General features: G+C 65.2%; 21 protein-coding genes, 1 tRNA gene and 1 riboswitch. Of the genes, 12 read left to right on the top strand and 10 right to left on the bottom strand.

The window, feature by feature from the left end; all coding sequences use genetic code 11:
* Window positions 1-15 precede the first annotated feature (15 nt).
* Window positions 16-96, bottom strand: a riboswitch (SAM riboswitch).
* 139 nt (window positions 97-235) lie between these two features.
* The 6 genes from QM467_RS07705 (at window position 236) to QM467_RS07680 (ending at window position 4,176) form a co-directional block, all read left to right on the top strand.
* On the top strand, window positions 236-1,342 hold the full coding sequence (locus tag QM467_RS07705; protein ID WP_283365726.1) for a 2'-deoxycytidine 5'-triphosphate deaminase: 1,107 nt from the start codon (window positions 236-238) through the stop codon (window positions 1,340-1,342).
* A gap of 46 nt (window positions 1,343-1,388) precedes the next feature.
* Window positions 1,389-1,463, top strand: a tRNA-Gly gene (locus tag QM467_RS07700).
* A gap of 66 nt (window positions 1,464-1,529) precedes the next feature.
* Window positions 1,530-2,279: a CDP-diacylglycerol diphosphatase gene (locus QM467_RS07695; protein ID WP_283365725.1), complete on the top strand. Its 750-nt coding sequence runs from the start codon at window positions 1,530-1,532 to the stop codon at window positions 2,277-2,279.
* A gap of 123 nt (window positions 2,280-2,402) precedes the next feature.
* Window positions 2,403-2,633, top strand: coding sequence for an FmdB family zinc ribbon protein (locus QM467_RS07690; RefSeq protein WP_283365724.1), 231 nt, complete (start codon window positions 2,403-2,405; stop codon window positions 2,631-2,633).
* A 13-nt stretch (window positions 2,634-2,646) separates the two neighbouring features.
* Window positions 2,647-3,321: a methyltransferase family protein gene (locus QM467_RS07685; protein WP_283365723.1), complete on the top strand. Its 675-nt coding sequence runs from the start codon at window positions 2,647-2,649 to the stop codon at window positions 3,319-3,321.
* A 105-nt stretch (window positions 3,322-3,426) separates the two neighbouring features.
* Window positions 3,427-4,176, top strand: coding sequence for an SDR family NAD(P)-dependent oxidoreductase (locus tag QM467_RS07680; protein WP_283365722.1), 750 nt, complete (start codon window positions 3,427-3,429; stop codon window positions 4,174-4,176).
* A gap of 113 nt (window positions 4,177-4,289) precedes the next feature.
* On the opposite strand, the gene trxA is transcribed toward QM467_RS07680, so the two are convergent.
* On the bottom strand, window positions 4,290-4,610 hold the full coding sequence (trxA, locus tag QM467_RS07675; protein WP_283365721.1) for a thioredoxin: 321 nt from the start codon (window positions 4,608-4,610) through the stop codon (window positions 4,290-4,292).
* 144 nt (window positions 4,611-4,754) lie between these two features.
* Window positions 4,755-6,731 (bottom strand): YgiQ family radical SAM protein, encoded by a 1,977-nt coding sequence (locus tag QM467_RS07670; RefSeq protein WP_283365879.1) that lies wholly within the window; start codon window positions 6,729-6,731, stop codon window positions 4,755-4,757.
* 217 nt (window positions 6,732-6,948) lie between these two features.
* On the opposite strand from QM467_RS07670, the gene QM467_RS07665 reads away from it, so the two are divergent.
* A complete protein-coding gene (locus QM467_RS07665; RefSeq protein ID WP_283365720.1) occupies window positions 6,949-7,896 on the top strand; it encodes an alpha/beta fold hydrolase in 948 nt (315 codons plus the stop codon).
* Window positions 7,897-7,899: 3 nt separating this feature from the next.
* On the opposite strand, the gene QM467_RS07660 is transcribed toward QM467_RS07665, so the two are convergent.
* The 5 genes from QM467_RS07660 to nth form a co-directional block, all read right to left on the bottom strand.
* Window positions 7,900-8,769, bottom strand: coding sequence for an SDR family oxidoreductase (locus tag QM467_RS07660; protein WP_283365719.1), 870 nt, complete (start codon window positions 8,767-8,769; stop codon window positions 7,900-7,902).
* On the bottom strand, window positions 8,766-9,989 hold the full coding sequence (gene queG, locus QM467_RS07655) for a tRNA epoxyqueuosine(34) reductase QueG (RefSeq protein WP_283365718.1): 1,224 nt from the start codon (window positions 9,987-9,989) through the stop codon (window positions 8,766-8,768). The genes QM467_RS07660 and queG overlap by 4 nt, the downstream gene beginning before the upstream one ends.
* Window positions 9,887-10,579, bottom strand: coding sequence for a glutathione S-transferase family protein (locus QM467_RS07650; protein WP_283365717.1), 693 nt, complete (start codon window positions 10,577-10,579; stop codon window positions 9,887-9,889). Before QM467_RS07650 ends, queG begins: the two co-directional genes overlap by 103 nt.
* A gap of 152 nt (window positions 10,580-10,731) precedes the next feature.
* Window positions 10,732-10,959, bottom strand: coding sequence for a hypothetical protein (locus QM467_RS07645; RefSeq protein WP_283365716.1), 228 nt, complete (start codon window positions 10,957-10,959; stop codon window positions 10,732-10,734).
* Window positions 10,960-11,053: 94 nt separating this feature from the next.
* On the bottom strand, window positions 11,054-11,845 hold the full coding sequence (gene nth, locus QM467_RS07640; RefSeq protein WP_283365715.1) for an endonuclease III: 792 nt from the start codon (window positions 11,843-11,845) through the stop codon (window positions 11,054-11,056).
* A gap of 52 nt (window positions 11,846-11,897) precedes the next feature.
* On the opposite strand from nth, the gene QM467_RS07635 reads away from it, so the two are divergent.
* A complete protein-coding gene (locus QM467_RS07635; protein WP_283365714.1) occupies window positions 11,898-12,407 on the top strand; it encodes a DUF2244 domain-containing protein in 510 nt (169 codons plus the stop codon).
* A 190-nt stretch (window positions 12,408-12,597) separates the two neighbouring features.
* Here QM467_RS07635 and QM467_RS07630 read toward each other — a convergent pair whose 3' ends face one another.
* Both QM467_RS07630 and QM467_RS07625 read right to left on the bottom strand, forming a co-directional pair.
* Window positions 12,598-13,140, bottom strand: a complete 543-nt coding sequence (locus tag QM467_RS07630) for a methylated-DNA--[protein]-cysteine S-methyltransferase (RefSeq protein ID WP_283365713.1) — start codon at window positions 13,138-13,140, stop codon at window positions 12,598-12,600.
* A gap of 85 nt (window positions 13,141-13,225) precedes the next feature.
* The gene (locus QM467_RS07625; protein ID WP_283365712.1) at window positions 13,226-14,392 is read right to left on the bottom strand and encodes an aminotransferase; all 1,167 of its coding nucleotides are present in this window, start codon (window positions 14,390-14,392) and stop codon (window positions 13,226-13,228) included.
* 128 nt (window positions 14,393-14,520) lie between these two features.
* Here QM467_RS07625 and QM467_RS07620 point away from each other — a divergent pair, with 128 nt between their 5' ends.
* The 4 genes from QM467_RS07620 to glcF all read left to right on the top strand — a co-directional run bounded on the left by QM467_RS07620 (window position 14,521) and on the right by glcF (window position 19,014).
* Entirely contained in the window at window positions 14,521-14,946 is a 426-nt protein-coding gene (locus tag QM467_RS07620; RefSeq protein ID WP_283365711.1) for a GlcG/HbpS family heme-binding protein, read from the top strand.
* A gap of 78 nt (window positions 14,947-15,024) precedes the next feature.
* Complete coding sequence (locus QM467_RS07615; protein WP_283365710.1) at window positions 15,025-16,515, top strand: FAD-linked oxidase C-terminal domain-containing protein; 1,491 nt, start codon at window positions 15,025-15,027, stop codon at window positions 16,513-16,515.
* An 11-nt stretch (window positions 16,516-16,526) separates the two neighbouring features.
* Window positions 16,527-17,732: a glycolate oxidase subunit GlcE gene (gene glcE, locus QM467_RS07610; protein ID WP_283365709.1), complete on the top strand. Its 1,206-nt coding sequence runs from the start codon at window positions 16,527-16,529 to the stop codon at window positions 17,730-17,732.
* 1 nt (window position 17,733) lies between these two features.
* A complete protein-coding gene (gene glcF, locus QM467_RS07605; protein WP_283365708.1) occupies window positions 17,734-19,014 on the top strand; it encodes a glycolate oxidase subunit GlcF in 1,281 nt (426 codons plus the stop codon).
* Here glcF and QM467_RS07600 read toward each other — a convergent pair.
* Complete coding sequence (locus QM467_RS07600; protein ID WP_283365707.1) at window positions 19,011-21,173, bottom strand: malate synthase G; 2,163 nt, start codon at window positions 21,171-21,173, stop codon at window positions 19,011-19,013. The genes glcF and QM467_RS07600 overlap by 4 nt on opposite strands.
* Between the last annotated feature and the right edge of the window lie 166 nt (window positions 21,174-21,339).

The raw sequence follows: 21,339 nt of genomic DNA, 5'->3' as shown, positions 1-21,339 counted from the left end.
CGGCCGGCTGCTCGATGTTGGGCAGACCCGGCCTGTTTAGCTGCTTTGTTTAACGTGGCGGCAAGCCGGCCGGCTCAAATGACCACGGTCCCGCTTTTACCGCCGCAGCGGCGGCGGGTCAACGCTGCAACTTCGCCTTTGCCAAGCCAACCGGCTATGCAAGCGCGAAAAACTTTGCTTAGGTTTCGCGCCCCCGCAACAATCGTGGGCGCGAGTAAAGCGTTGGGAGAGGCCCGTGGCTGCGTCGGCGGCGAAACAAGAAGAACAAGGCATTTTCGCCGCCCATCAGATCGCCGCGCTGGCCCAAAGCGGCGCGATCCGCCCGACCGCGCCGCTGGCGCCGGGCCAGATCCAGCCCGCCAGCCTCGATCTGCGGCTGGGGCGGCGCGCCTGGCGCATGCGGGCCAGCTTCCTGCCCGGCGCGCGCAGCGTTGGCGAGGCCATCGCCCGCCACGCCTTGCACGAAATCGACCTCGGCCCCGGCGCGGTGCTTGAGACCAATTGCGTCTATGTCGCGGAAGTGATGGAGAGCCTCGCGCTCGCCCCCGACGTCGCCGCCAGCGCCAATCCGAAAAGCTCGACCGGCCGCATCGACGTCTTCACCCGCGTCATCGCGGACCAGGCCCGCGCCTTCGACACCATCGAGGCGGGCTATTGCGGTCCCCTGTTCGCGGAAATCTCGCCGCGCACCTTTCCGATTCTCGCGCGCAGCGGCTCCCGCCTGTCGCAGATCCGCTTCCGCCGCGGCGCCGCCCGTCTCGACGACGCCGCTCACGCGGAGCTGCATGCGCGCAAAAGGCTGGTCTCGATCGAAAATCCGTCCTTTTCCGGCGGCGTCGCCATTTCCATCGATCTCTCGGGCTTCGGCGACGGGCTGATCGGCTATCGCGCCAAGCGCCACACCGGCCTCATCGATGTGGACAAGCCGGGATCTTACGAAATCGCCGAATATTGGGAGCCGATCTTCGCCAGCGGCGGCGGCGAGCTGGTGCTCGATCCCGGCGAATTCTACATCCTCGCCTCGAAGGAAGAAGTTCAGGTGCCGGCGGACCACGCCGCCGAAATGACGCCGTTCGATCCGCTGGTCGGCGAGTTCCGCGTCCATTACGCAGGCTTCTTCGACCCCGGCTTTGGCGCGACCGAAGCCGGCAAGGGCGCGCGGGCGGTGCTGGAAGTGCGCTCGCATGACGTGCCCTTCATTCTCGAAGACGGGCAGCCGGTCGGGCGGCTGGTCTATGAGCGCATGGCGGAGGTTCCGGAGGATCTCTATGGCGCGGGGCTCGGCTCGAATTATCAGGCGCAGGGTCTGAAACTGTCGAAACATTTTCGCGCGGCCCGTTGAAGGCCGGTTGATGCCGACTGGCGATCCGGCTATGAGAGTCGGGAGCGCGGGCGTAGTTCAGTGGCAGAACGACAGCTTCCCAAGCTGTATGTCGTGAGTTCGATTCTCATCGCCCGCTCCACTCCCCCGCATGGCGCCGCCCGAAAATAATGCTAAGGGAGCGGCCCCGACGCCGGATGACCCGCCCTTGCATCGCGCCTTTCCAGCTTTTAGCTCGTTACTGATTCTGCTGACTTTCGCGACGCGCCCCGCCGCCGCCTTCGAGGGCCGCTCATTCGGGCGCGACGGGCTATGGCGCATCGTGCACGGAATCTGCGCTCCGGTCAGCCGCGTCACCGGGGTCGCGCTGCCCTGCCTCGCCGTGGATCACGACAAGGGCTCCGCGACCCTGCGCGCCCCCGACGACGACACCCATATCATCGTGACGCCGCTGGAGAAGGTTTCGGGCGTCGAAAGCCCGTCTCTGCTGCGGACGGACGCGCCGAATTATTGGGCCGACGCCTGGAGCCAGCGCGACTGGGTGGTTCAGGGCGCCGGCCAGCAGCTGCGCTGGAACGATCTCGGCATGGCGGTCAATTCGCGTCCGGGCCGCAGCCAGGACCAGCTCCATATCCATGTCGATTGCGTGCAGCCGACAGTCCGCAAGGCGCTGGCCCACGCGGTCAATGGCCAGAAAAGCTGGTTCGATCTCGACCTGCGCCCCTCGGCCGGGCTTTATCGCGCCCGGCGCCTCAAGGAAGGCGATCTCGACCAGAACATCTTTCGCATGGTGGCGACGGAAGTTCCCCACGCCAGGGACGACATGGCGCGCCAGACCATCGCCATGATCGGCGTCGAGGACGCGAAATACGGGCGCGGCTTCATCCTGCTCGTCGCCGGGAACGGCGGCCACGCCGAAGAATTGCTCGACCATCAATGCCACGTCGCGCGGGGCTGAACCCGCCCATTTGAGACGTTTGCTTTTGGCGCCCCGGTTGCTCTTTTGGCGCCCGGGTTGCTAATGAGACGGCGAAGGGCGATCTTGGCCCAAAGCTTCTTTTCAGATCGTTCGAGGTTTCCGATGCCGATCTACGGCTATCAATGCAAGAAATGCGGTTCGTCCTTCCAGACCCTGGTGCGCGGCGGCGAAGAGCCGGCCTGCCCGTCCTGCGGCGCTGTCGAACTGGAGCAGCAATTGTCCCTCATCGCCACGCCGGCGCGCGGCGGCGACAGCGACGCCCCGACGGCCTGCTCCAGCGCGGGCGCGGGCCCGTCCTGCGCCGCATGCCCCGGCGCCGCGATGTTCGGCTGAGGGGGCCAAGCTCATGGCGGAGCGCGGCAGCCTCAGCGCCATGAGCCGCGTCGGCTGGGTGATTGGCGGCGCCTTCGCCTATTACGCCCTGCCGATCTGGGGCTGGGGCGGCTTCGAACCCTTCCTGCTCCATCCCGCCTTCTGGGCGCTGACCATCGTCTATTTCGGCCTCTCCGCCATCGCTTTGTTCTGCGGCGGAAATCTCTCGCCGGGAATCCGCGAGGATCGCGATAATCGTTGGGTGCTTCCCGCTTTCGCCATTCTCGGCCTCGTCAACGGCTATTTGCCTGCCTGGGGCGACCGGCATGACATTCTTTCGGTCGGCGGCGAAGGACTGCGCTGGAGCGGCGTGGCCCTGTTCGCGATCGGCGGCTGGCTGCGGCTCTGGCCGGTGGTCGCGCTCGACGACCGCTTTTCCGGCCTCGTCGCGATCCAGCCCGGCCACCGGCTGGTGACGGACGGCGTTTACCGATTCATCCGCCACCCGTCCTATCTTGGCCTGATGCTCGGCTCGCTGGGATGGGCTTTCGTCTTCCGCTCCGGCCTCGGACTCATCGTCACGGCCCTGACGCTGCCGCCGCTGCTCGCGCGCATCGACGCCGAGGAACGGTTGCTGCAATCGCATTTCGGCGCGGAATACGCCGCATATCGCGCCCGCAGCTGGCGGATGATTCCCGGGATCTGGTAAGCGCCGATGCAAGCGGGCGCGGGGACTTTCGCCTATCGGCGCCGGGACAATAGCGGCTATAATTGACGCCAATGCGCGCCCGCGCAAAAGATTCAGGACCTTTCCATGAAGACCATTCTCGTCACTGGCGCCACCGCCGGCTTTGGCGCGGCTTTCGCCCGCCGCTTCGTCAAGGACGGCCATCGCGTCATCGCGACCGGCCGGCGCGTCGAGCGCCTGCAGGAACTGGCGCAGGAACTCGGCCCCGCCGCGCTGCCGCTGGCGCTGGACATGACCGACGCCAAGGCAGTGGACGGTTTCGTGGCCTCGCTTCCGGAGGGCTGGCGGCAGATCGACGTTTTGATCAATAACGCCGGCCTCGCGCTCGGCCTCGGGCCGGCCTGGGAGTCCGACCTCTCCGACTGGGACCGGATGATCGCCACCAATGTCTCGGGCCTCGTCCATCTCACCCGCGCGGTGCTGCCGCAGATGGTGGCGCGCAATGACGGGCTGATCATCAATCTCGGCTCGGTCGCGGGCGACTATCCCTATCCCGGCGGCCATGTCTATGGCGCGACAAAAGCCTTCGTGTTGCAGTTTTCGCTGAATTTGCGCGCCGATCTCGCCGGGCTGAACGTCCGCGTGACCAATATCGAGCCGGGCATGGTCACGGGTTCGGAATTTTCGAAGGTGCGCTTTGCCGGCGACGAATCCAAGGCCGAGGCCGTCTATGCCGGGACCAAATCGCTGACGCCGGAAGACATCGCCGAGACCGCTGGCTGGCTGGTCGGGCTGCCCCCGCACGTCAATATCAACCGGATCGAAATGATGCCGACCTGTCAGGCCAGCGGCCCCTTCACGGTCAAACGGGGCTGATCTGCTGTTCGGGCGATCGCGACGATGCGCGATCGCCAACCCCTCGCATCAGCTCGGCCTCGCCTTCGCTCCTGGTCGGTTCTCGCCAGCGAGAACCGACCTTTTTTCTTGATTTAGATGGCGCCGTTGATCCATTTAGCGAGTTCGCCCTTGGGCGCGGCGCCCACTTTCTGCGCAGCGACCTTGCCATCCTTGAACAGCATGAGGGTCGGGATCGAGCGGATGCCGAGCTTGCCGGCGACGGCCGGGTTCTCATCGACATTGAGCTTCACGATCTTGACCTTGCCGGCGTAATCCTTCGCCAACTCTTCCAGCGACGGGCCGATCATCTTGCACGGGCCGCACCATTCCGCCCAGAAATCCACGACAACCGGCTCCGCGGACTTGATGACATCGGCTTCGAACGTGGCGTCGGTGACTTTTACGGTGGACATGAAAACCTCGCGTGCGGCGGGATGCGAATCCCTGGGCCAGTGGGAAAGTTGAAGCCGAAAGTAGGTAGGCCGGCGCTGAGCGTCAAGCGCGCCAGCGCCGCACCTTCCTTGCGTCCAAGCAAATGCCTGGCGCCCGAGCAAGAGTCACGCCGGAAAGACGCCCTTGGTGAGAAATTTCCGCGCCTTGTTGTTGCGCTGGCCTTTCTCCGCTCCCTTCAAAGCCCCTTGCAAGCCTCCCTGACGGCGGCCCTCGCCGCCTCCGCCCGTGCCCGCCGGCTGCCATGGCGGCACGAGATGGTGCTTGCCAGGGCCAATGAGATCGGCGCGCCCCATGCTTTTCAGCGCCTCGCGCAGCATCGGCCAGTTTTCGGCGTCGTGATAGCGCAGGAACGCCTTGTGCAGCCGGCGCTGGCGCAGACCCTTGATGGCAGAGACCTGCTCCGACGCGCCATGCCGCACGGGCTTGAGCGGGTTGAAGCCGGAATGATACATCGCAGTCGCCAAGGCCATGGGCGACGGCAGGAAGGTCTGCACCTGATCGGCGCGATATTTGTTGCGCTTCAGCCAGAGCGCGAGATTCATCATGTCCTCGTCGCTGGTGCCCGGATGGGCGGCGATGAAATAGGGGATGAGGAAATATTCCTTCCTGGCCTCGCGCGCGGCTTTGTCGAACATTTCCTTGAACGTGTCGTAAGCCCCGATGCCCGGCTTCATCATCTTGGACAGCGGGCCGCCCTCGGTATGTTCGGGCGCGATCTTGAGATAGCCGCCGACATGATGCGCGACCAGTTCGCGCACATAGGTCGGGCTTTTCACGGCAAGGTCGTAGCGCACGCCGGAGGCCACCATCACCTTTTTCACGCCCTTGATCTCGCGGGCTTTCCTGTAAAGCTCGATCAGGGCGTCGTGGCTGGTGTTCAGATTTTTGCAGATGTCCGGATAGACGCAGGAGAGGCGGCGGCAGACGCTTTCGGTCTGCTTGTCCTTGCAGGCCATGCGATACATGTTGGCGGTCGGCCCGCCGATGTCGGAAATGATTCCGGTAAAGCCTTCGCTCTTGTCGCGGATCTCCTCGATTTCCTTGAGGATCGAGTCCTGCGAGCGGCTCTGGATGACGCGTCCCTCGTGCTCGGTGATCGAGCAGAACGAGCAGCCGCCAAAGCAGCCGCGCATGATCGTCACGGAATGGCGGATCATCTCCCAGGCGGGGATTTTCGCCCCCTCATAGGACGGATGCGGCGCGCGGGCGTAGGGCAGGCCATAGACCGCATCCATTTCGGGCGTCGTCAACGGAATGGGCGGGGCGGTCAGCCAGACTTCCCGGCCGCCGTGCTTCTGCACCAGCGGGCGGGCGTTGCCGGGATTGCTCTCGCGATGCAGCACGCGCGAGGCGCGGGCGTAGCTTTCCGGCTCCCCCACGACCTGCTCGAAGCCCGGCAGGCGCACGACGACATTCTCGCCCTTGACGTGGACGCCCTCGTCGCCGTCGAGATCTTCCGCATGGGCTTCGGTCCAGCCTTCCGGCGTGGCGTCGCGCATGAAGGCAAGGCCGCGAATGTCGGAAAAATCCTGCGCTACGCCCTTTTTGGCGATGCGATGGGCGACATCGACCAGCGCCCGCTCGGCATTGCCGTAGAGCAGCAGGTCGGCCTTGGAATCCATCAGGATCGAACGGCGGATCTTGTCCGACCAGTAATCGTAATGGGCGATGCGGCGCAGCGAGGCCTCGATGCCGCCAATAACGATCGGCGCATCCGAAAAGGCCTCGCGGCAACGCTGGGCATAGACGATGACCGCGCGATCCGGGCGCTTGCCGCCCTCGCCATGGGGCGTGTAGCTGTCATTGTGGCGCAGGCGGCGGTCAGATGTGTAGCGGTTGACCATCGAGTCCATATTGCCAGAGGTCACGCCGAAGAAAAGATTGGGCTTGCCCAGCTGTTTGAAGGCTTCCGCATCCTTCCAGTCCGGCTGGGCGATGATGCCGACGCGAAAACCTTGAGCTTCCAGCAGACGGCCGATGATCGCCATGCCGAAACTCGGATGGTCGATATAGGCATCGCCCGTGACCAGCACGATGTCACAACTATCCCAGCCAAGCGCCTCCATCTCTGCGCGCGACATGGGCAGAAAAGGCGCGGTCCCGAAACGGTGCGCCCAATATTTGCGGTAGGAAAACAGCGGCTTGGCCGCGTGCGCGGCGGTTTTTGGCTCGGACATGGACTCTTTGCTGGATAGGCGGCGCGACGCGGCGCGCTAAAATCTCGTTTCGCGGCGAGGCTCGTCCGCGGACGGGTCCCATAACGCGATTTTTTCAAGAATAGCAATTTTGGAGGGAAAAATGGCGAAATTCTTTGTCACCGTCCGTTCCGTCGATGGCGACGCGTTCGGAACCGCGCTTGGCGCGATCCGCTACCTCATCGTTCCGGACGGCGAACAGCCCCGCCCCTCGCACCGCGTCGGCCTGCGCGACTGGATCGCGCGGATCATGGCGAGCTTTCAGCGTGACGCAAAGGGAAGCGCCTTTGGCGACGCGCTGTTTTTCGTCCACGGCTACAACACTGGCGCAGCCGACGTCGATGTGGCGCATCGCGCCATCGTCTCCGGGCTGGCGGGCCGCATGACGGTCACTGTGATCAGTTTCGACTGGCCTTCAGCCGACGAGACCTTCGCCTATCTGCCCGATCTGGACATCGCCAAAAGAACAGCGATCGATCTGGTCAACGCCGCGATCAAGCCGCTGCTCGCGGCGCAAACGCAGGATTGCCGGGTCGCCATCCACGCGCTGTGCCATTCCATGGGCGCTTATGTACTGCGCGAGGCGCTCGACCACGCCGACGATGGGATCAAGACGGGAAGCGGCTGGACGCTGAACCAGCTGGCGCTCATCGGCGGCGACGTCGACGCCAATGATTTCGTCTCTGGCAACAAGGACACCGAGAGCATGTTGGATCATGCCTATCGGCTGACCAATTATTTCAACCGCCACGACGAAGTGCTGCAGATTTCCAACGCCAAATGGATCGGCGTCGCGCCGCGCCTCGGCCGCGTCGGCCTGCCGCCGGATGCGCCGTCAAAGACGGTCAACGTGAATTGCAGCGCCCATTTCGAGACCCTGACGCCGCCCGCGTCCGATCCGCTCTCGGTCGCGCGCTTTTCCCACAGCTGGTATTTCACCGATCCGCAGTTTTATGCCGACCTCGCGCAAACCCTGATCGGCGCGCAGGACCGGCTGGTCGTCGCCGGACGCGGCCGCGACGACGAAGGCAATCTCACCCTCGGAGCGTGAGAATCACCGGCCCTCGCCTAGCGCGGCCAAAGCGGCGATCCCCTCGCGGAAGGTCGGGAAGGCCAGTTCGACGCCGAGATCGCGCTTCATCCGCATATTGGAGACGCGCTTGTTCTCGCCATAGAAGCTGCGCGCCATGGGCGTGAGTTCAGCGGCGACGAAATCCTTTTCCGGCGGCGGCGGGACGCCAAGCAGGATCGCCGCGTAAAGCACGACGTCCTGCGGCGGCGCGGGCTCATCGTCGGTGACATTGTAAATCCCGGCCGGCGTATCGGAGAGCAGACAGGCGTCGATGGCGCTGGCGATATCGGCGACATGGATGCGGTTGAAGACCTGGTCTGGCTTGATCAGCCGCTTCGCGGTCCCTTCGCGCAATTTCACCAGCACATTGCGGCCGGGACCGTAAATGCCCGACAGCCGCAGCACATAGACCGGCTTTCCGGAGCGCGCGCCGAGAGCAAGCCATTGCGCTTCGGCTTCCAGCCGCGTCCGGCTGCGCGCATTGCTCGGCCGCGCCTCGGCACTCTCGTCGATCCACTGGCCGCCATGGTCGCCATAGACGCCGATGGTCGAAAGATAGACGATCTTCTTCAGGCGCGGCGCCGCCGCGATCTCGGCCTCAAGCCGCCGCAGCACAGGATCGCCCAGCGCGTCGGGTCCGGCGCTGACGAGCAGCGCGTCGGCCTCCCGCAGGGCGGCGCGCAGGCGTGAATCGACCGCCTCCGCCGCCCCGTCAAAGGGCAGGATCGTGACCCGGCCGACGGCGTCGCCCTGCGGCGCGCGCTTCGTGCCGGTCACCTGGTCGAAATGCGTCACTGCGTGGGCGGCGTAGAAGCCGGCGGTGAAGCCAAGTCCGAAAACAAGAAGATTCACAGGGACAGCCCCCATTGCCATTCGGCGCGAACATCCGGGTCGCTCTCCCGCCCGCCGCGCGTCTCGGCGAGGGTGATGAATTTTTCGCGCGAAAGCAAACGCGCCAGCGCCCAGACCGCCATGCCGCGCACCAACGGCGAGTCATGCGCCAGCCGCGCCTCCGCCAGAGGGGCCAGCGACAGGTCGCCCGAATTGCCCACAGCCAGCAGGACATTGCGCAGGAATCGCGCAAAGCCGATGCGCTTGACCGGCCCGCCCGCGAATTTCGCGCGAAACGCCGTATCGTCAAACGCCGCCAGTTCGGCCAGCGGCGGCGCGGCCAGATCGGCGCGGGCCTGCAATTTGGCTTCGCGCGCGGCTTTGGCGAATTTATTCCACGGGCAGACGGCGAGGCAATCGTCGCAGCCATAGATGCGATTGCCGATCTTTTCGCGCAAGGGGCCCGGGACCTGGCCCTTGGCCTCGATGGTCAGATAGGAGATGCAGAGGCGGGCGTCGATTTTATGGGGCGCGTCGAGCGCGGCGGTCGGGCAGGCGTCGAGACAGGCGCGGCAATGCCCGCAATGATCGCCCTCGGGAGCGTCGCGCGGCAGATCGAGCGTGGTGAAAATGCTGGCGAGGAATAGCCAGGAGCCAAATTCGCGCGAGACCAGATTGGTGTGCTTGCCCTGCCAGCCAAGGCCGGCGGCGGCGGCGAGCGGCTTTTCCATCACCGGCGCGGTGTCGACGAAAACCTTGACCTCGCCCGCCTCGCCCAGCGCCTTGGCGCGCGCCAGAAGCGCGCCGGCGAGCAGCTTGAGCTTGCCCTTGATGACGTCGTGATAATCGCGATGGCGGGCGTAGACGGAAATATTTCCCGCCGATCGATCAGCGAGAACCGCGCTTTCGTCGCCCTGCGGGCCGTAATTCATGCCGAGCAGGATGATCGAGCGGACCTCAGGCCAGAGCTTTTGCGGATCAGCGCGCCAGTCGCGCCGCTCGCTCAGCCAATCCATGTCGCCATGGCGGCCCTCTGCGAGAAAGGCTTCCAGTCGCGCGGGCGCTTCGGGAATAGCGTCCGGCCCCGCGACCCGGCAGACGTCGAAACCCAGACGGGCGGCCTCCGCGTGCAGAAAGGTCAGAAGTCGACTTCGGCATAGATCGGATTGATCGCCACGCCCGGAACGCGATCCGCCAGCAAGGGGCGGAAGCTCGGACGGCTTTTCAGGCGCTGGTACCATAATTTCGCCGGCTCTTCCTCGTCCCACGGCGCGTCTCCGAGGAAATCGACACAGGACAGATGGGCCGCGGCGGCGAGATCGGCATAGGTCATCCTGTCGCCCGCCAGCCACCTGCGCGTGGATTCCAGATAGGAAATATAGCGCAGATGATAGCGCACATTGGTTCGGGCCGCGCGCAAAACGTCCATGTCGGGCGCCCCGCCGCCGATTTCCGTGGCGGTGAAGCGCTTGTATACCTTTTCGGTCACCAGCCAGTTGGTGACTTCGGCGAAGAATTTCTCATTGAACCACGCCGTCAGCCGGCGCACTTCCACCCGCGCGACCGGCGAAGGCGGCAGCAGGCGATGGTCGCCGAGGCGGTCGCCGAGCGTTTCGTCGAGCCATTCGGCGATCGCCGACGCGCCGGGCACGACAAGGCCGCTGTCCTCGACAAGGACCGGCGTTTGGCCCGCCGGATCGAGCATCAGGAATTCCTGGCGCCGCTCGTGGACCCGCTCCTCGATCAGTTCGGCCTCGACGCCATATTCACCGAGGGCGAGGCGGACGAAGCGCGAATGCGGGCAGAGCGGATGGTGATAAAGCTGGGGCATGCCTGATCTGATTCAACCCGTGCGACCTTGCGGTCGGGCCAGAACCTATAGAAGCGACGGCGCGCGCTCACAAGAACTGTTACAAGGGGTAAGGTTAACAAATTCTGACGCGAACCATGAGCTGAGCCGCCGAAACGCCCGTCCGGACGCCTCTACAAGCCCAGCCGGTCGGCCAGTTTGTGCAATTCGTGGGTGTCGAGATAATTGGTCTCGCAAAAGCGGCGGGCGAGCGAGAAATCGAAAGCGCTCCAGCCGGGGAAGCAGGCGACCGAGGCGTCGCGGTCGAGCATCTGGATTTGCGGCGTCTGGCGCAGACGGGCGCACAGATCCTCATCCTCGTTGCCGTCGAGCCACCCTTCCAAATCCATCGGACCCAGCATGACAGTCCCTTCCAGGGGAACGAGCTGTCTTTCTGCAGCTTTGATCGGATCGTTCATATGACAACCCGATGACAAGGGCAAGCCGTCGCCCCGCTCAAGCCCGCGCGGCGCCGGGCGCAGGAGTCTTCTCGAGCGTCTTCTCCGGGAAATCGCAGAGATCGGCGATGGGGCAGGCGGAGCAATCGGGTTTGCGCGCCTTGCAGATGTAACGGCCGTGCAGGATCAGCCAATGATGGGCGTGAAGCAGATAATCATCGGGCACGATAGCCAGCAAACCCTTTTCGACGGCCTCGGGCGTCGCGCCACGGGCCAGCGGAATGCGGTTGGAGACGCGGAACAGATGGGTGTCGACCGCAATGGTCTTCTCGCCGAAACCGATGTTCAGCACGACATTGGCGGTCTTGCGGCCCACGCCCGGCAGGCTTTCCAGCGCCTCGCGGTTGTGGGGAACCTCGCCGCCGAATTCGGCGATCAGTTTTTGCGACAGCGCGATCACATTCTTCGCCTTGGCGCGGAACAGGCCGATGGTCTTGATCTTTTCGCGCACGCCGTCCTCGCCCAGATCCAGCATGGCCTGCGGCGTCGAGGCGGCGGCGAACAGGCCTTTCGTGGCGCGGTTGACGCCGGAATCCGTCGCCTGCGCCGAGAGCACCACCGCGACCAGTAATGTATAGAGGTTGACGTAATCCAGTTCGCCCTTGGGGTGAGGGTCGAGCGCGGCGAAGCGGGCGAAAATTTCGCGCACCCGCGCCGGATCGACGGCGCCTTTTTGCCTGCTGGCGGGTTTCGTCGCTACCGGCTTTGATTTGGCCGGCTTTGTCGAAGCGGCCTTGGCGGCCGGTTTTTTCGGCGGGGCGGCGCGCGGTTTGCTCTTTGCTTCGGTCATGGGCGAACTTAAGCGCATCGGACGCGGCGCGACAAGCGAGAGAGGGGAGCGCATGGGGGACGACGACGCCATAGACGGCCCTGCGGAGGCGCTGCTGTTCGTGACTCGCCTGCGTCCGCATCGCGCCTTGACCCAGCGTGGACGGCGGAGGCTGCTCGCCCTGTTCGCCGCGTTTCAGGCGCCGCTCGGCGTGGCGCTCACCCTGCAAGGGGCATGGCCCGCCGCCGTTTTTGTCGCCGCGACCTGGGCCGGACTGGCGCTCGCCTTCTCACGCAACGCCCGGGCGGCGCTGGCCTATGAGGATCTCGAACTCAGCGCGCTGGAGCTTCACTACGCCCGCGTCTCGCCCGAGGGCTGGCGGCGCGACTGGCGCTTCAACCCGCTCTGGGTGCGGCTCGCCATTGAAAGGCATGAGGAATTCGGCGTCGAGAAGCTCGATCTGCTGTCGCGGCGCACGCGCGTGGAAATTGGCGCCTGTCTCGGCCGCCACGAAAAAACGCGACTGGCCAGGGACCTTTCCGCCGCCCTCTCGCGCGCGAAAAAAGGGCCGCGCTTCAACTGATCTGCGCCGTTGACGAAAAAAAAGACCGCTTTGAAAAAGCGGTCCAAGTCTCAGGGAGGAAGCGCCTGCTCTCGCCGACGCATGTGACGCAGGACGTCACAAAGGCAAGATAGCGCTTCATTGCGGCGGGAAGATTGATTTGCCTCAAATATGCAGATTTTCTGGGCGCCGCATTTTGTCGCAGGGGCGTTCAACGCCGTTGTTCGCGCTCCAGCAGCCTGCGCTTGCGCTCCATGCCCCAGCGATAGCCCGACAAGGTGCCGTTGCTGCGCAGAATCCGGTGGCAGGGAATGGCGATCGCCAGCACATTGGCCGCACAGGCCCCGGCGACCGCGCGCAAGGCCGAGGGGGCGCCAATGCGGCGGGCGATCTCCGCATAGCTCACGGTCGTCCCCGGCGCCACCGCCCGCACGGCGGTCCAGACGCGGCGCTGGAATTCCGTGCCGCCAATGGCGAGCGAAGGCGCGAAAGGCGCCCAGGGGCGTTCGGCAAGATCAATCGCCGCAGCCAGTTCTGGCGCGAGCGCATCGTCCGTGGGGGCGCGGGCGCTGTGGGGGAAAATCTCGGCGAGGTCGCGTTCGAGCCGATCGGGATCGTCCCCCAGCAGGATCGCGCAGACGCCCTGAGGCTTGCGCGCGACAAGAACCGTCCCGAGCGACGAAGCCCCGAGCGCATAAAAAATTTCGGATCGGCTTGGATCGCCGGAAAAGCTGGGCAGTTCAGCGCCAGACATGCAGTCGGCCTGTGAAGGAGCGCGAAGATTACCGAATTACGCCGTAAATACGGCGCTCAATTTATCGCGCCCGCCTTGCGCCAGATCAAGTCACTTTTTGCGCCGCGCGCCAGGAGCCGAGCCGCGCCACCGCGCTCTCCAGCACAGCTTGCGTTTTGGCGAAGCAGAACCGGATGTGGAAGCGCAAGTCCTTCGCGCCATAAAAGGCCGAAAGCGGCACCGCCGTGACTCCCGCCTCGGCGGTCAGGCGGCGGCAGAAGGCCAGGTCGTCGCCGTCGCGATCGAAGGGCGCGAAGGAGGAGATGGCGAAATAGGAGCCCGCCGCGGTCTGGGTGGCGAAGCCGAGCCGGTTCAGGGCCGCGGTGAGGAAATCGCGTCGCGCCTCGAGCAGGCTTTTCAGATCGGCAAAATAATCGTCCGGCAAGGCGAGGCCGAAGGCGACCGCCGCCTGAAGCGCCGGCGGCGTGGTGAAGGTGACATATTGATGCGCGCGGACGATCGGCGTCAGCAATCTGGCGTCGGCCATGACATAGCCGACCTTCCAGCCGGTGAGCGAGAAGGTCTTGCCCGCCGAGCCGATCCGCACGACGCGATCGCGCACCTCCGGCAGGCCAAAAAGGCTGAGGTGGCGGCGCCCGTCAAAGATAAGATGCTCATAGACCTCGTCGGCGATGGCGACGAGGTCATGGCGCAGCAGGAGGTCGGCGAGGAAGCGCAATTCCTCGGCGTCGAACACTTTGCCGGCAGGATTCATCGGCGTGTTCACGACAATCGCCCGCGTGCGCGGAGTCATCGCCGCAAGCAGGCGCTCCCGCGGCATGCGCCAGTCCGGCGGCTCCAGCCTTACGGGGACGGGAATCGCGCCGCCGCGCCGGATGATCGGGCCATAGGAATCATAGACCGGCTCGAACACGATGACCTCGTCGCCCGGCTCCAGAAGGGCGAGAAAGGCGTCGCACAGCGCCTCCGTGCCGCCCGAGGTGATGAGAATCTCGCGCTCCCAATCCGCTTCAAGCCCGTGAAAGCGGAGCGCGTTCGCGGCCACAGCCTGACGCAGCGCGGGCAGACCGAGCATGGAGGGATATTGATGCGGCCCCTTGCGCAGGGCCTCGGCGGCGGCCTCGATCACTTCCGCCGGCTCAAGCCCGTCGGGAAAGCCCTGACCGAGATTGACGGCGCCATGTTGCTCGGCGAGGCGCGACATCACCTCGAAAATCGTGGCTTCGCAGGAGCCGAAGACGGAATTGACCATGGGAGGGCTTTCTTTCTCTTTTCTTAGGAATGGCGCGGGACCGCCCCGCCGCGCATAATCGCCGTTGCCTTTTTGGCGCAGGCTCTTAGGCTGATCAATCAGCAGCGCCGCCACGACAGGGATTTTGCATGGGCCGCATCTCGCTCGAACAGGCCAATGTCCTCATCGACGCCGCATTCGCGAAGGGCGGCGAGTTGGGCCTCAAGCCGCTGACCATCGCCGTGCTTGACGCCGGCGGCCATCTTATCGCCCTGCAAAGACAGGACGGCGCCTCCACGCATCGCGCGCAAATCGCCATTGGCAAGGGCGCCGGCGCGCTGGCGCTGGGCGTTTCGTCGCGAAAGATCGGCGAAATGGCGCTCGAGCGCCCGACCTTCATCGCTTCGCTGGGGCCGATCTTCCCGCAGGGAATCGTTCCGGCGGCGGGCGGGATCATTCTCGTCGGTCCAGACGGGGCGCCCCTTGGCGCCGTCGGCGTGACCGGCGACACCTCGGACAATGACGAGGCCTGCGCCTTGGCGGGCGCCGCCGCCGCGGGCCTGAAATCGCAATGAAAACCGCATAAGGCAGCGGGCAACGACAAGAATTCCGGCGCAAAGCCGGCATCATCGAGAGACGGCGGGGAAACGCACATGATCGTGATGCCGCCGCCCGACGCGGCAGTTCTGGCGCGGCGCGGCGAAATCGTCGCCGCCTTGCGCGGAATCGTTCCCGGCGAGGGGGTCGTCGACGCGGAAATCGGGCGTCGCGCCTTCGAATGCGACGCGCTTACCGCCTATCGGCAATTGCCGATGGTCGTCGTCCTGCCAGAGACGAAAGCGCAGGTCGTCGAGGTGTTGCGCTATTGCTCGGCCAACAGGATCAAGGTTGTGCCGCGCGGGGCCGGCACGTCCCTGTCCGGCGGCGCTTTGCCGCTCGCCGACGCCGTTCTGCTCGGCATGAGCAAGTTCAACCGCATTGTCGCAATCGACGCCGCCAATCGCTGCGCCGTGGTCCAGCCCGGCGTGACCAATCTCGCCGTGACCCAGGCCGCGCAGCCGCTCGGGCTCTATTACGCGCCCGACCCCTCCAGCCAGATCGCCTGCACCATCGGCGGCAATGTCGCGGAAAATTCCGGCGGCGTGCATTGCCTGAAATATGGCCTGACCACCAATAATGTGATCGGCGTCGAACTCGTCACAATGGAGGGAGAGATCGTTCAGCTCGGCGGCAAGCATTTCGACGCCGCGGGCTATGACCTCCTCGGCGTCGTCGTCGGCTCGGAAGGCATGCTCGGCGTGGTCACTGAAGTCGTGGTGCGGCTGCTGCCGACGCCGCCCGGCGCGCGCGCCCTGCTGGTCGGCTTTCCCGGCATCGAAGGCGCCGCCGATTGCGTCGCCGCGATCATCGCCGCCGGAATCATCCCCGGCGGCATGGAAATGATGGACAGGCTGGCGATTCAGGCGGCGGAGGATTTCGTCCACGCCGGCTATCCGCTCGACGTCGACGCCCTGCTGATCGTCGAACTCGACGGCTGCGAGGCTGAGGTCGATCATCTCGTCGCCGCCGTGGAGGGAATCGCGCGCACGAATGGCGCGACCACCTGCCGCGTCAGCCGGACCGAGGCCGAACGGCTGCTGTTCTGGGCCGGGCGCAAGGCGGCCTTTCCCGCCGTCGGCCGGATTTCGCCAGACTATCTTTGCATGGACGGGACCATTCCGCGCAAGAGGATCGGCGAGGTCCTGCTGCGCATGAAGGAGATGGAGAAGAAGTTCGGCCTGCGCTGCGCCAATGTCTTCCATGCCGGCGACGGCAATCTCCACCCGCTGATCCTTTATGACGCCAACCAGCCCGGCGAACTCGACCGTGCGGAAGGCTTCGGCCAGGACATTCTTCGGCTCTGCGTCGAGGTCGGCGGCGTGCTGACCGGCGAACATGGCGTCGGCGTGGAAAAGCGCGACCTCATGGGCGCGATGTTCAATGAAAGCGACCTCAATCAGCAGCAAAGGCTGAAATGCGCTTTCGACGAAGACAGCCTGCTCAATCCCGGCAAGGTCTTTCCGCAATTGTGCCGCTGCGCCGAACTCGGCCGGGTGCATGTGCATGGCGGAAAGCTGCGCTTTCCCGACCTGCCGCGCTTCTGAGCGGGGAGCCAATGACGCAGTTTCAGCCCAAAGACGCAGGCGAGGCCGCCGAGACGATTCTCTGGGCGGGTTCGGAGCGCAAGAGCCTGGAAATCCGGGCGGGAGGCAGCAAAGGCGGGCTCGGGCGCCCGATGCGGGCGGATCATGTCCTCGACGTCTCCCGCCTTGCAGGCGTGGTCGATTATGAGCCCGCGGAACTCGTCCTGACCGCCCGCCCCGGAACGCCTTTGAAGGACATTGCGGCGCTTCTGGCCGAACGGGGCCAGATGTTGTCCTTCGAGCCGCCGGACTGGCGCGACCTGCTGCAAGGCGGGGGCGAGCCGACCCTCGGCGGAACGCTCGCCTGCAATCTTTCCGGTCCCCGGCGCCTGCGCGCGGGCGCGGCGCGCGATTTCTTCCTGGGCTTTGCCGGAGTCAATGGACGCGGCGAGATCTTCAAGGCGGGTGGCAAGGTGGTGAAGAACGTCACCGGCTATGACCTGTGCAAGCTGATGGCCGGTTCCTTCGGCACGCTGGCCCTGCTGACCGAAGTGACGATCAAGGTCATGCCCCGGCCGGAAACCGCCTGCACCCTGCTCCTTCCCGGACTCGCCGACGAAGCCGCCGTCGCCTTGATGGCCGGGGCGCTGAACTCGCCGCATGAGGTCTCCGCCGCCGCGCATCTTCCCGCCATTCCGGCGCGGCGCCTCGGCTTCGCCGACAGCGCCCTGACCGCCCTGCGGCTCGAAGGACCAGCGCCGTCCATCGCCTTTCGCGCTGCGGCGCTGCAACTTCTTTTCGGCTCCGGCCCAAGGCTTGACGCGCCGGCGAGCGAAGCCTTCTGGCGCAAGATCGGCGAAGTCGCGACGCTGCTGTCCTTGACGGGACGCGTGGTCTGGCGGCTCTGCCCGACTCCGGCCGCCGCTCCGGCGCTTGTCGCCGCGATTCTCGAACGATCACCCTCGGCGGAACATTTCTACGATTGGGCGGGAGGTCTGGTCTGGCTGAGTCTCGACGCCGCCGAAGCGGGACCTGACGCCGGCGCGGCCCTTGTTCGCACGGCGCTGAAGCCGCTCGGCGGCCACGCGACGCTTGTCGTCGCCAGCGAGGAGATACGCGAAAAGGTCGAGCCGTTCGAGCCGGAGGCTCCCGCGCTTTCGGCTTTGACGCGAAAGGTCAAGCAGGGCTTCGACCCATACGGGGCGCTCAATCCGGGCCGAATGCGCGAGGGGGCGTGAGATGCAGACCCATTTCAGCCTGGCCCAGCTCGCCGATTCCGACATAAGCGAAGCCGACAAGATCCTGCGCGCCTGCGTCCATTGCGGCTTCTGCACCGCCACCTGCCCGACCTATGTCCTGCTGGGCGACGAACGCGACAGCCCGCGCGGGCGCATCTATCTCATCAAGGAGATGCTGGAAAACGACCGCCCGGCCGACGCCGAGACGGTCACCCATATCGACCGCTGCCTGACCTGCCTGTCCTGCATGACGACCTGCCCCTCCGGCGTGCATTACCTGCATCTGGTCGATCACGCCCGGCACAGGATCGAACAGACTTTCGCGCGGCCGCTGCCCGACCGCCTGTTCCGCCGGCTGCTCGGATATGTCCTGCCGCGGCCCGAATTGTTCCGGCTGGCCCTGCTCGCATCCCGCCTGGGCCAGCCGTTCGGCTTCCTCCTGCCTTCCAGGCTGAAAGCCGCGCTGGCGCTGGCCCCGGCGCGGCTGCCTGCGCGCTCGCCCTCCGAGGGGCCAGCGGTCTTTCCCGCCGAAGGCGGCCGCCGCCGGCGCGTGGCTTTGCTCGAAGGCTGCGCGCAAAAAGTGCTGGCGCCACAGATAAATGAAGCCACGATCAGGCTTCTGACACGGCACGGCTGCGACGTCGTCGTGGCGCCGGGATCGGGCTGCTGCGGCGCTCTGACCCATCACCTCGGCCAGGACGCCGACGGCTTTGCGCGCGCCAATATCGAGGCCTGGTCGCAGGAAATGAAGGCTGTCGGGCTCGACGCAATCATCGTCAACACCTCCGGCTGCGGCACCACGGTCAAGGATTACGGCTTCATGTTCCGCGACGATCCCGCTCTGGCGGAGAAGGCGAAGGCCGTCTCGGCGTTGGCGCGCGACGTCAGCGAATTCCTCGTCGAAATCGGCTTGCAGGCGCCGCAGATTCCGGCAGGCCTGCGCGTCGCCTATCACTCCGCCTGTTCGCTGCAACATGGCCAGAAAGTCCGGGAGCAGCCGAAAAGGCTACTGGCGGAGGCCGGCTTTAGCGTGCTGGAGCCCGCCGAGGGCCATCTGTGCTGCGGCTCTGCCGGGACTTACAACATCTTGCAGCCGGAGATCGCGCTGCAATTGCGCGACCGCAAGGTCGCCAATATCGAGAGCCTCGCGCCGGACGTCATCGCAGCGGGCAATGTCGGCTGTCTGACCCAGATCGCCACGGGAACCCGGCGCCCCGTGGTCCACACGGTCGAGCTGCTGGATTGGGCGACCGGCGGGCCGAAGCCCGCCAGCCTGCCTTAACTCCGCGCCTTGGCCTCGCGCCGACGCGCGTGCAGCACCGGCTCCGTATAGCCGTTGGGCTGCTCGGCGCCCCTGAACACCAGATCGCAGGCGGCCTGAAAGGCGACGCTCTTGTCAAATTCCGGCGCCATGGGGCGATAGTTCGGGTCGCCGGCATTCTGCTTGTCGACAACCGCCGCCATGCGCCGCATCACCTCGCGCACCTGATCCTCGACGCAGACGCCATGCCGGAGCCAATTCGCGATGTGCTGACTGGAAATGCGCAAGGTGGCGCGATCTTCCATCAGCCCCACGCCATGAATGTCCGGCACCTTCGAACAGCCGACGCCCTGATCGATCCAGCGCACGACATAGCCAAGGATCCCCTGTGCGTTGTTTTCCAATTCCTCATTGATCTCTTCCGGCGACCAGTTCGGCCGATCGGCGAGCGGAATCGTGAGAATGTCGTCCAGCTTGGCGGGCGGCCGGTTGGCGATCTCCTTCTGCCGCGCCGCGACATCGACGTCGTGATAATGCGTGGCGTGCAGGATGGCCGCGGTCGGCGAAGGCACCCATGCGGTGTTGGCGCCGGCGCGCGGATGGGCGACCTTGGCCTTCAGCATGGCCGACATGAGGTCCGGCATCGCCCACATGCCCTTGCCGATCTGCGCATGCCCGGGCAGGCCGGCGCTCAGGCCGACGTCGACGTTATTGTCCTCATAGGCCGCAATCCAGACCGAATTCTTCATGTCATTCTTGCGCACAACGGGGCCGGCTTCCATCGAGGTATGGATTTCGTCGCCCGTGCGGTCGAGGAAGCCGGTATTGATAAAGAAGACGCGATCCTTCGCGGCCCGGATGCATTCGGCGAGATTGACCGTGGTCCGGCGCTCCTCGTCCATGATGCCCATCTTGATGGTAAAACGCGGCAGGCCGAGCGCGTCTTCGACGCTGGCGAAAATCTCGTCGGCGAAGGCGACTTCCTCGGGCCCATGCATCTTCGGCTTGACGATATAGATCGAGCCCGCGCGGCTGTTGCGCAGACGGCCCAGGCCCTTCAGATCGTAAAGCGCGATCAGGCAGGTGAACATCGCGTCGAGCAGGCCTTCCGGAGCCGGCTCGCCATCGACCAGAACGGCGTCATTCGTCATCAGATGGCCGACATTGCGTACAAGCAGCAAGGCGCGCCCAGGCAGGCTGATGCGCTCGCCCTGCGGCGTCTTGAACACGCGGTCAGGCGCCATATGCCGCTCGAATTCATGCCCCGCCTTCTCGAAAGTCGCGGACAGGTCGCCTTTCATCAGCCCGAGCCAGTTGCGATAGACGACCACCTTATCCTCAGCGTCGACCGCCGCGACCGAATCCTCGCAATCCTGTATCGCTGTGAGCGCCGCCTCCAGGATGAGGTCCGACACGCCGGCCGGATCGGTCTTGCCGATCGGGTGATCCCGATCGATCTGGATTTCAACATGCAATCCGTTGTGCACAAGCAAGACGCTGCGCGGATGCAGGGGATCGCCGGCATAGCCGGCCAGCAGCCCGGGATTTCTGAGCGCGACGACTCCGCCCCCGATCAGCTGGCCGCGCAAACCGCCATATTCCAGATAATAATGGCTGAGATCCTTGTGCGAGCCGTCCGTCAATGGCGCGATCCGGTCGAGGAACTGCCGCCCCCAGCCGATCACTTTCGCCCCGCGCGCGGCATCAAAGCCTTTCTTGCCCGGATCGGGAGGAAGCAGCGCATCGGTCCCATAGAGCGCGTCGTAAAGTGAACCCCAGCGCGCATTGGCCGCGTTGAGCGCATAGCGGGCGTTCATGATCGGTACGACGAGCTGCGGACCAGCCTGAGCGGAAATCTCCGGATCGACATTGGCTGTGCCGACCTGGAACGCTGGCCCGCGCGCAACGAGATAGCCAATGTCGATCAGAAACTGGCGATAGGCGCCCGCGTCGAAGACCTTCCCGCGGCGTTCATCGTGCCAATGATCGATTTCCGCCTGCAAACTGTCGCGCTTCGCCAGAAGCGCGCGATTGCGCGGCGCAAGCTCGGAGAGGTAGCGCTCGAACCGCTCCCAGAAAACCTCCGGCTGTATGCCGAGTCCCGGGAGCACTTCATGTTCGATGAACGCATGGAGCACGGCGGCGACCGCTATTCGCCCATGACGGAAACGTTCGGACATTTAGGCCCTCGTGTCGGTGCCGCTTCACGGCTTGTTGGCGTTTCGCGCAGCGTCCGGCGCGCTAGGCTCGAGATCTTTGGAGCAGGGCAGTATGCCGAGACCGGCGCCCGGCGAAAAGCGAAAAGGGCGCTCCGTTTCGGGGAGCGCCCTTATTTTTTCGTAGGAT

It is taken from the genome of Rhodoblastus sp. 17X3 (assembly GCF_030056575.1).
GTDB lineage: Bacteria > Pseudomonadota > Alphaproteobacteria > Rhizobiales > Beijerinckiaceae > Rhodoblastus.
The sequence above is the reverse complement of the archived record's forward strand: the minus strand, read 5'-3'. Positions and strand labels throughout refer to the sequence as shown.

Excerpts from the sequence above, each read along its gene's own strand:
- QM467_RS07630 (WP_283365713.1), bottom strand. The coding sequence starts at position 13,140 with ATGTCTGGCGCTGAACTGCCCAGCTTTTCCGGCGATCCAAGCCGATCC.
- QM467_RS07690 (WP_283365724.1), top strand. The coding sequence starts at position 2,403 with ATGCCGATCTACGGCTATCAATGCAAGAAATGCGGTTCGTCCTTCCAG.
- QM467_RS07645 (WP_283365716.1), bottom strand. The coding sequence starts at position 10,959 with ATGCTGGGTCCGATGGATTTGGAAGGGTGGCTCGACGGCAACGAGGAT.
- QM467_RS07680 (WP_283365722.1), top strand. The coding sequence starts at position 3,427 with ATGAAGACCATTCTCGTCACTGGCGCCACCGCCGGCTTTGGCGCGGCT.
- QM467_RS07615 (WP_283365710.1), top strand. The coding sequence starts at position 15,025 with ATGATCGTGATGCCGCCGCCCGACGCGGCAGTTCTGGCGCGGCGCGGC.
- nth (WP_283365715.1), bottom strand. The coding sequence starts at position 11,845 with ATGACCGAAGCAAAGAGCAAACCGCGCGCCGCCCCGCCGAAAAAACCG.
- QM467_RS07635 (WP_283365714.1), top strand. The coding sequence starts at position 11,898 with ATGGGGGACGACGACGCCATAGACGGCCCTGCGGAGGCGCTGCTGTTC.
- QM467_RS07620 (WP_283365711.1), top strand. The coding sequence starts at position 14,521 with ATGGGCCGCATCTCGCTCGAACAGGCCAATGTCCTCATCGACGCCGCA.
- glcF (WP_283365708.1), top strand. The coding sequence starts at position 17,734 with ATGCAGACCCATTTCAGCCTGGCCCAGCTCGCCGATTCCGACATAAGC.
- trxA (WP_283365721.1), bottom strand. The coding sequence starts at position 4,610 with ATGTCCACCGTAAAAGTCACCGACGCCACGTTCGAAGCCGATGTCATC.
- QM467_RS07685 (WP_283365723.1), top strand. The coding sequence starts at position 2,647 with ATGGCGGAGCGCGGCAGCCTCAGCGCCATGAGCCGCGTCGGCTGGGTG.
- QM467_RS07600 (WP_283365707.1), bottom strand. The coding sequence starts at position 21,173 with ATGTCCGAACGTTTCCGTCATGGGCGAATAGCGGTCGCCGCCGTGCTC.
- QM467_RS07650 (WP_283365717.1), bottom strand. The coding sequence starts at position 10,579 with ATGCCCCAGCTTTATCACCATCCGCTCTGCCCGCATTCGCGCTTCGTC.
- queG (WP_283365718.1), bottom strand. The coding sequence starts at position 9,989 with ATGGTACCAGCGCCTGAAAAGCCGTCCGAGCTTCCGCCCCTTGCTGGC.
- QM467_RS07625 (WP_283365712.1), bottom strand. The coding sequence starts at position 14,392 with ATGGTCAATTCCGTCTTCGGCTCCTGCGAAGCCACGATTTTCGAGGTG.
- QM467_RS07670 (WP_283365879.1), bottom strand. The coding sequence starts at position 6,731 with ATGTCGCGCGCAGAGATGGAGGCGCTTGGCTGGGATAGTTGTGACATC.
- glcE (WP_283365709.1), top strand. The coding sequence starts at position 16,527 with ATGACGCAGTTTCAGCCCAAAGACGCAGGCGAGGCCGCCGAGACGATT.
- QM467_RS07665 (WP_283365720.1), top strand. The coding sequence starts at position 6,949 with ATGGCGAAATTCTTTGTCACCGTCCGTTCCGTCGATGGCGACGCGTTC.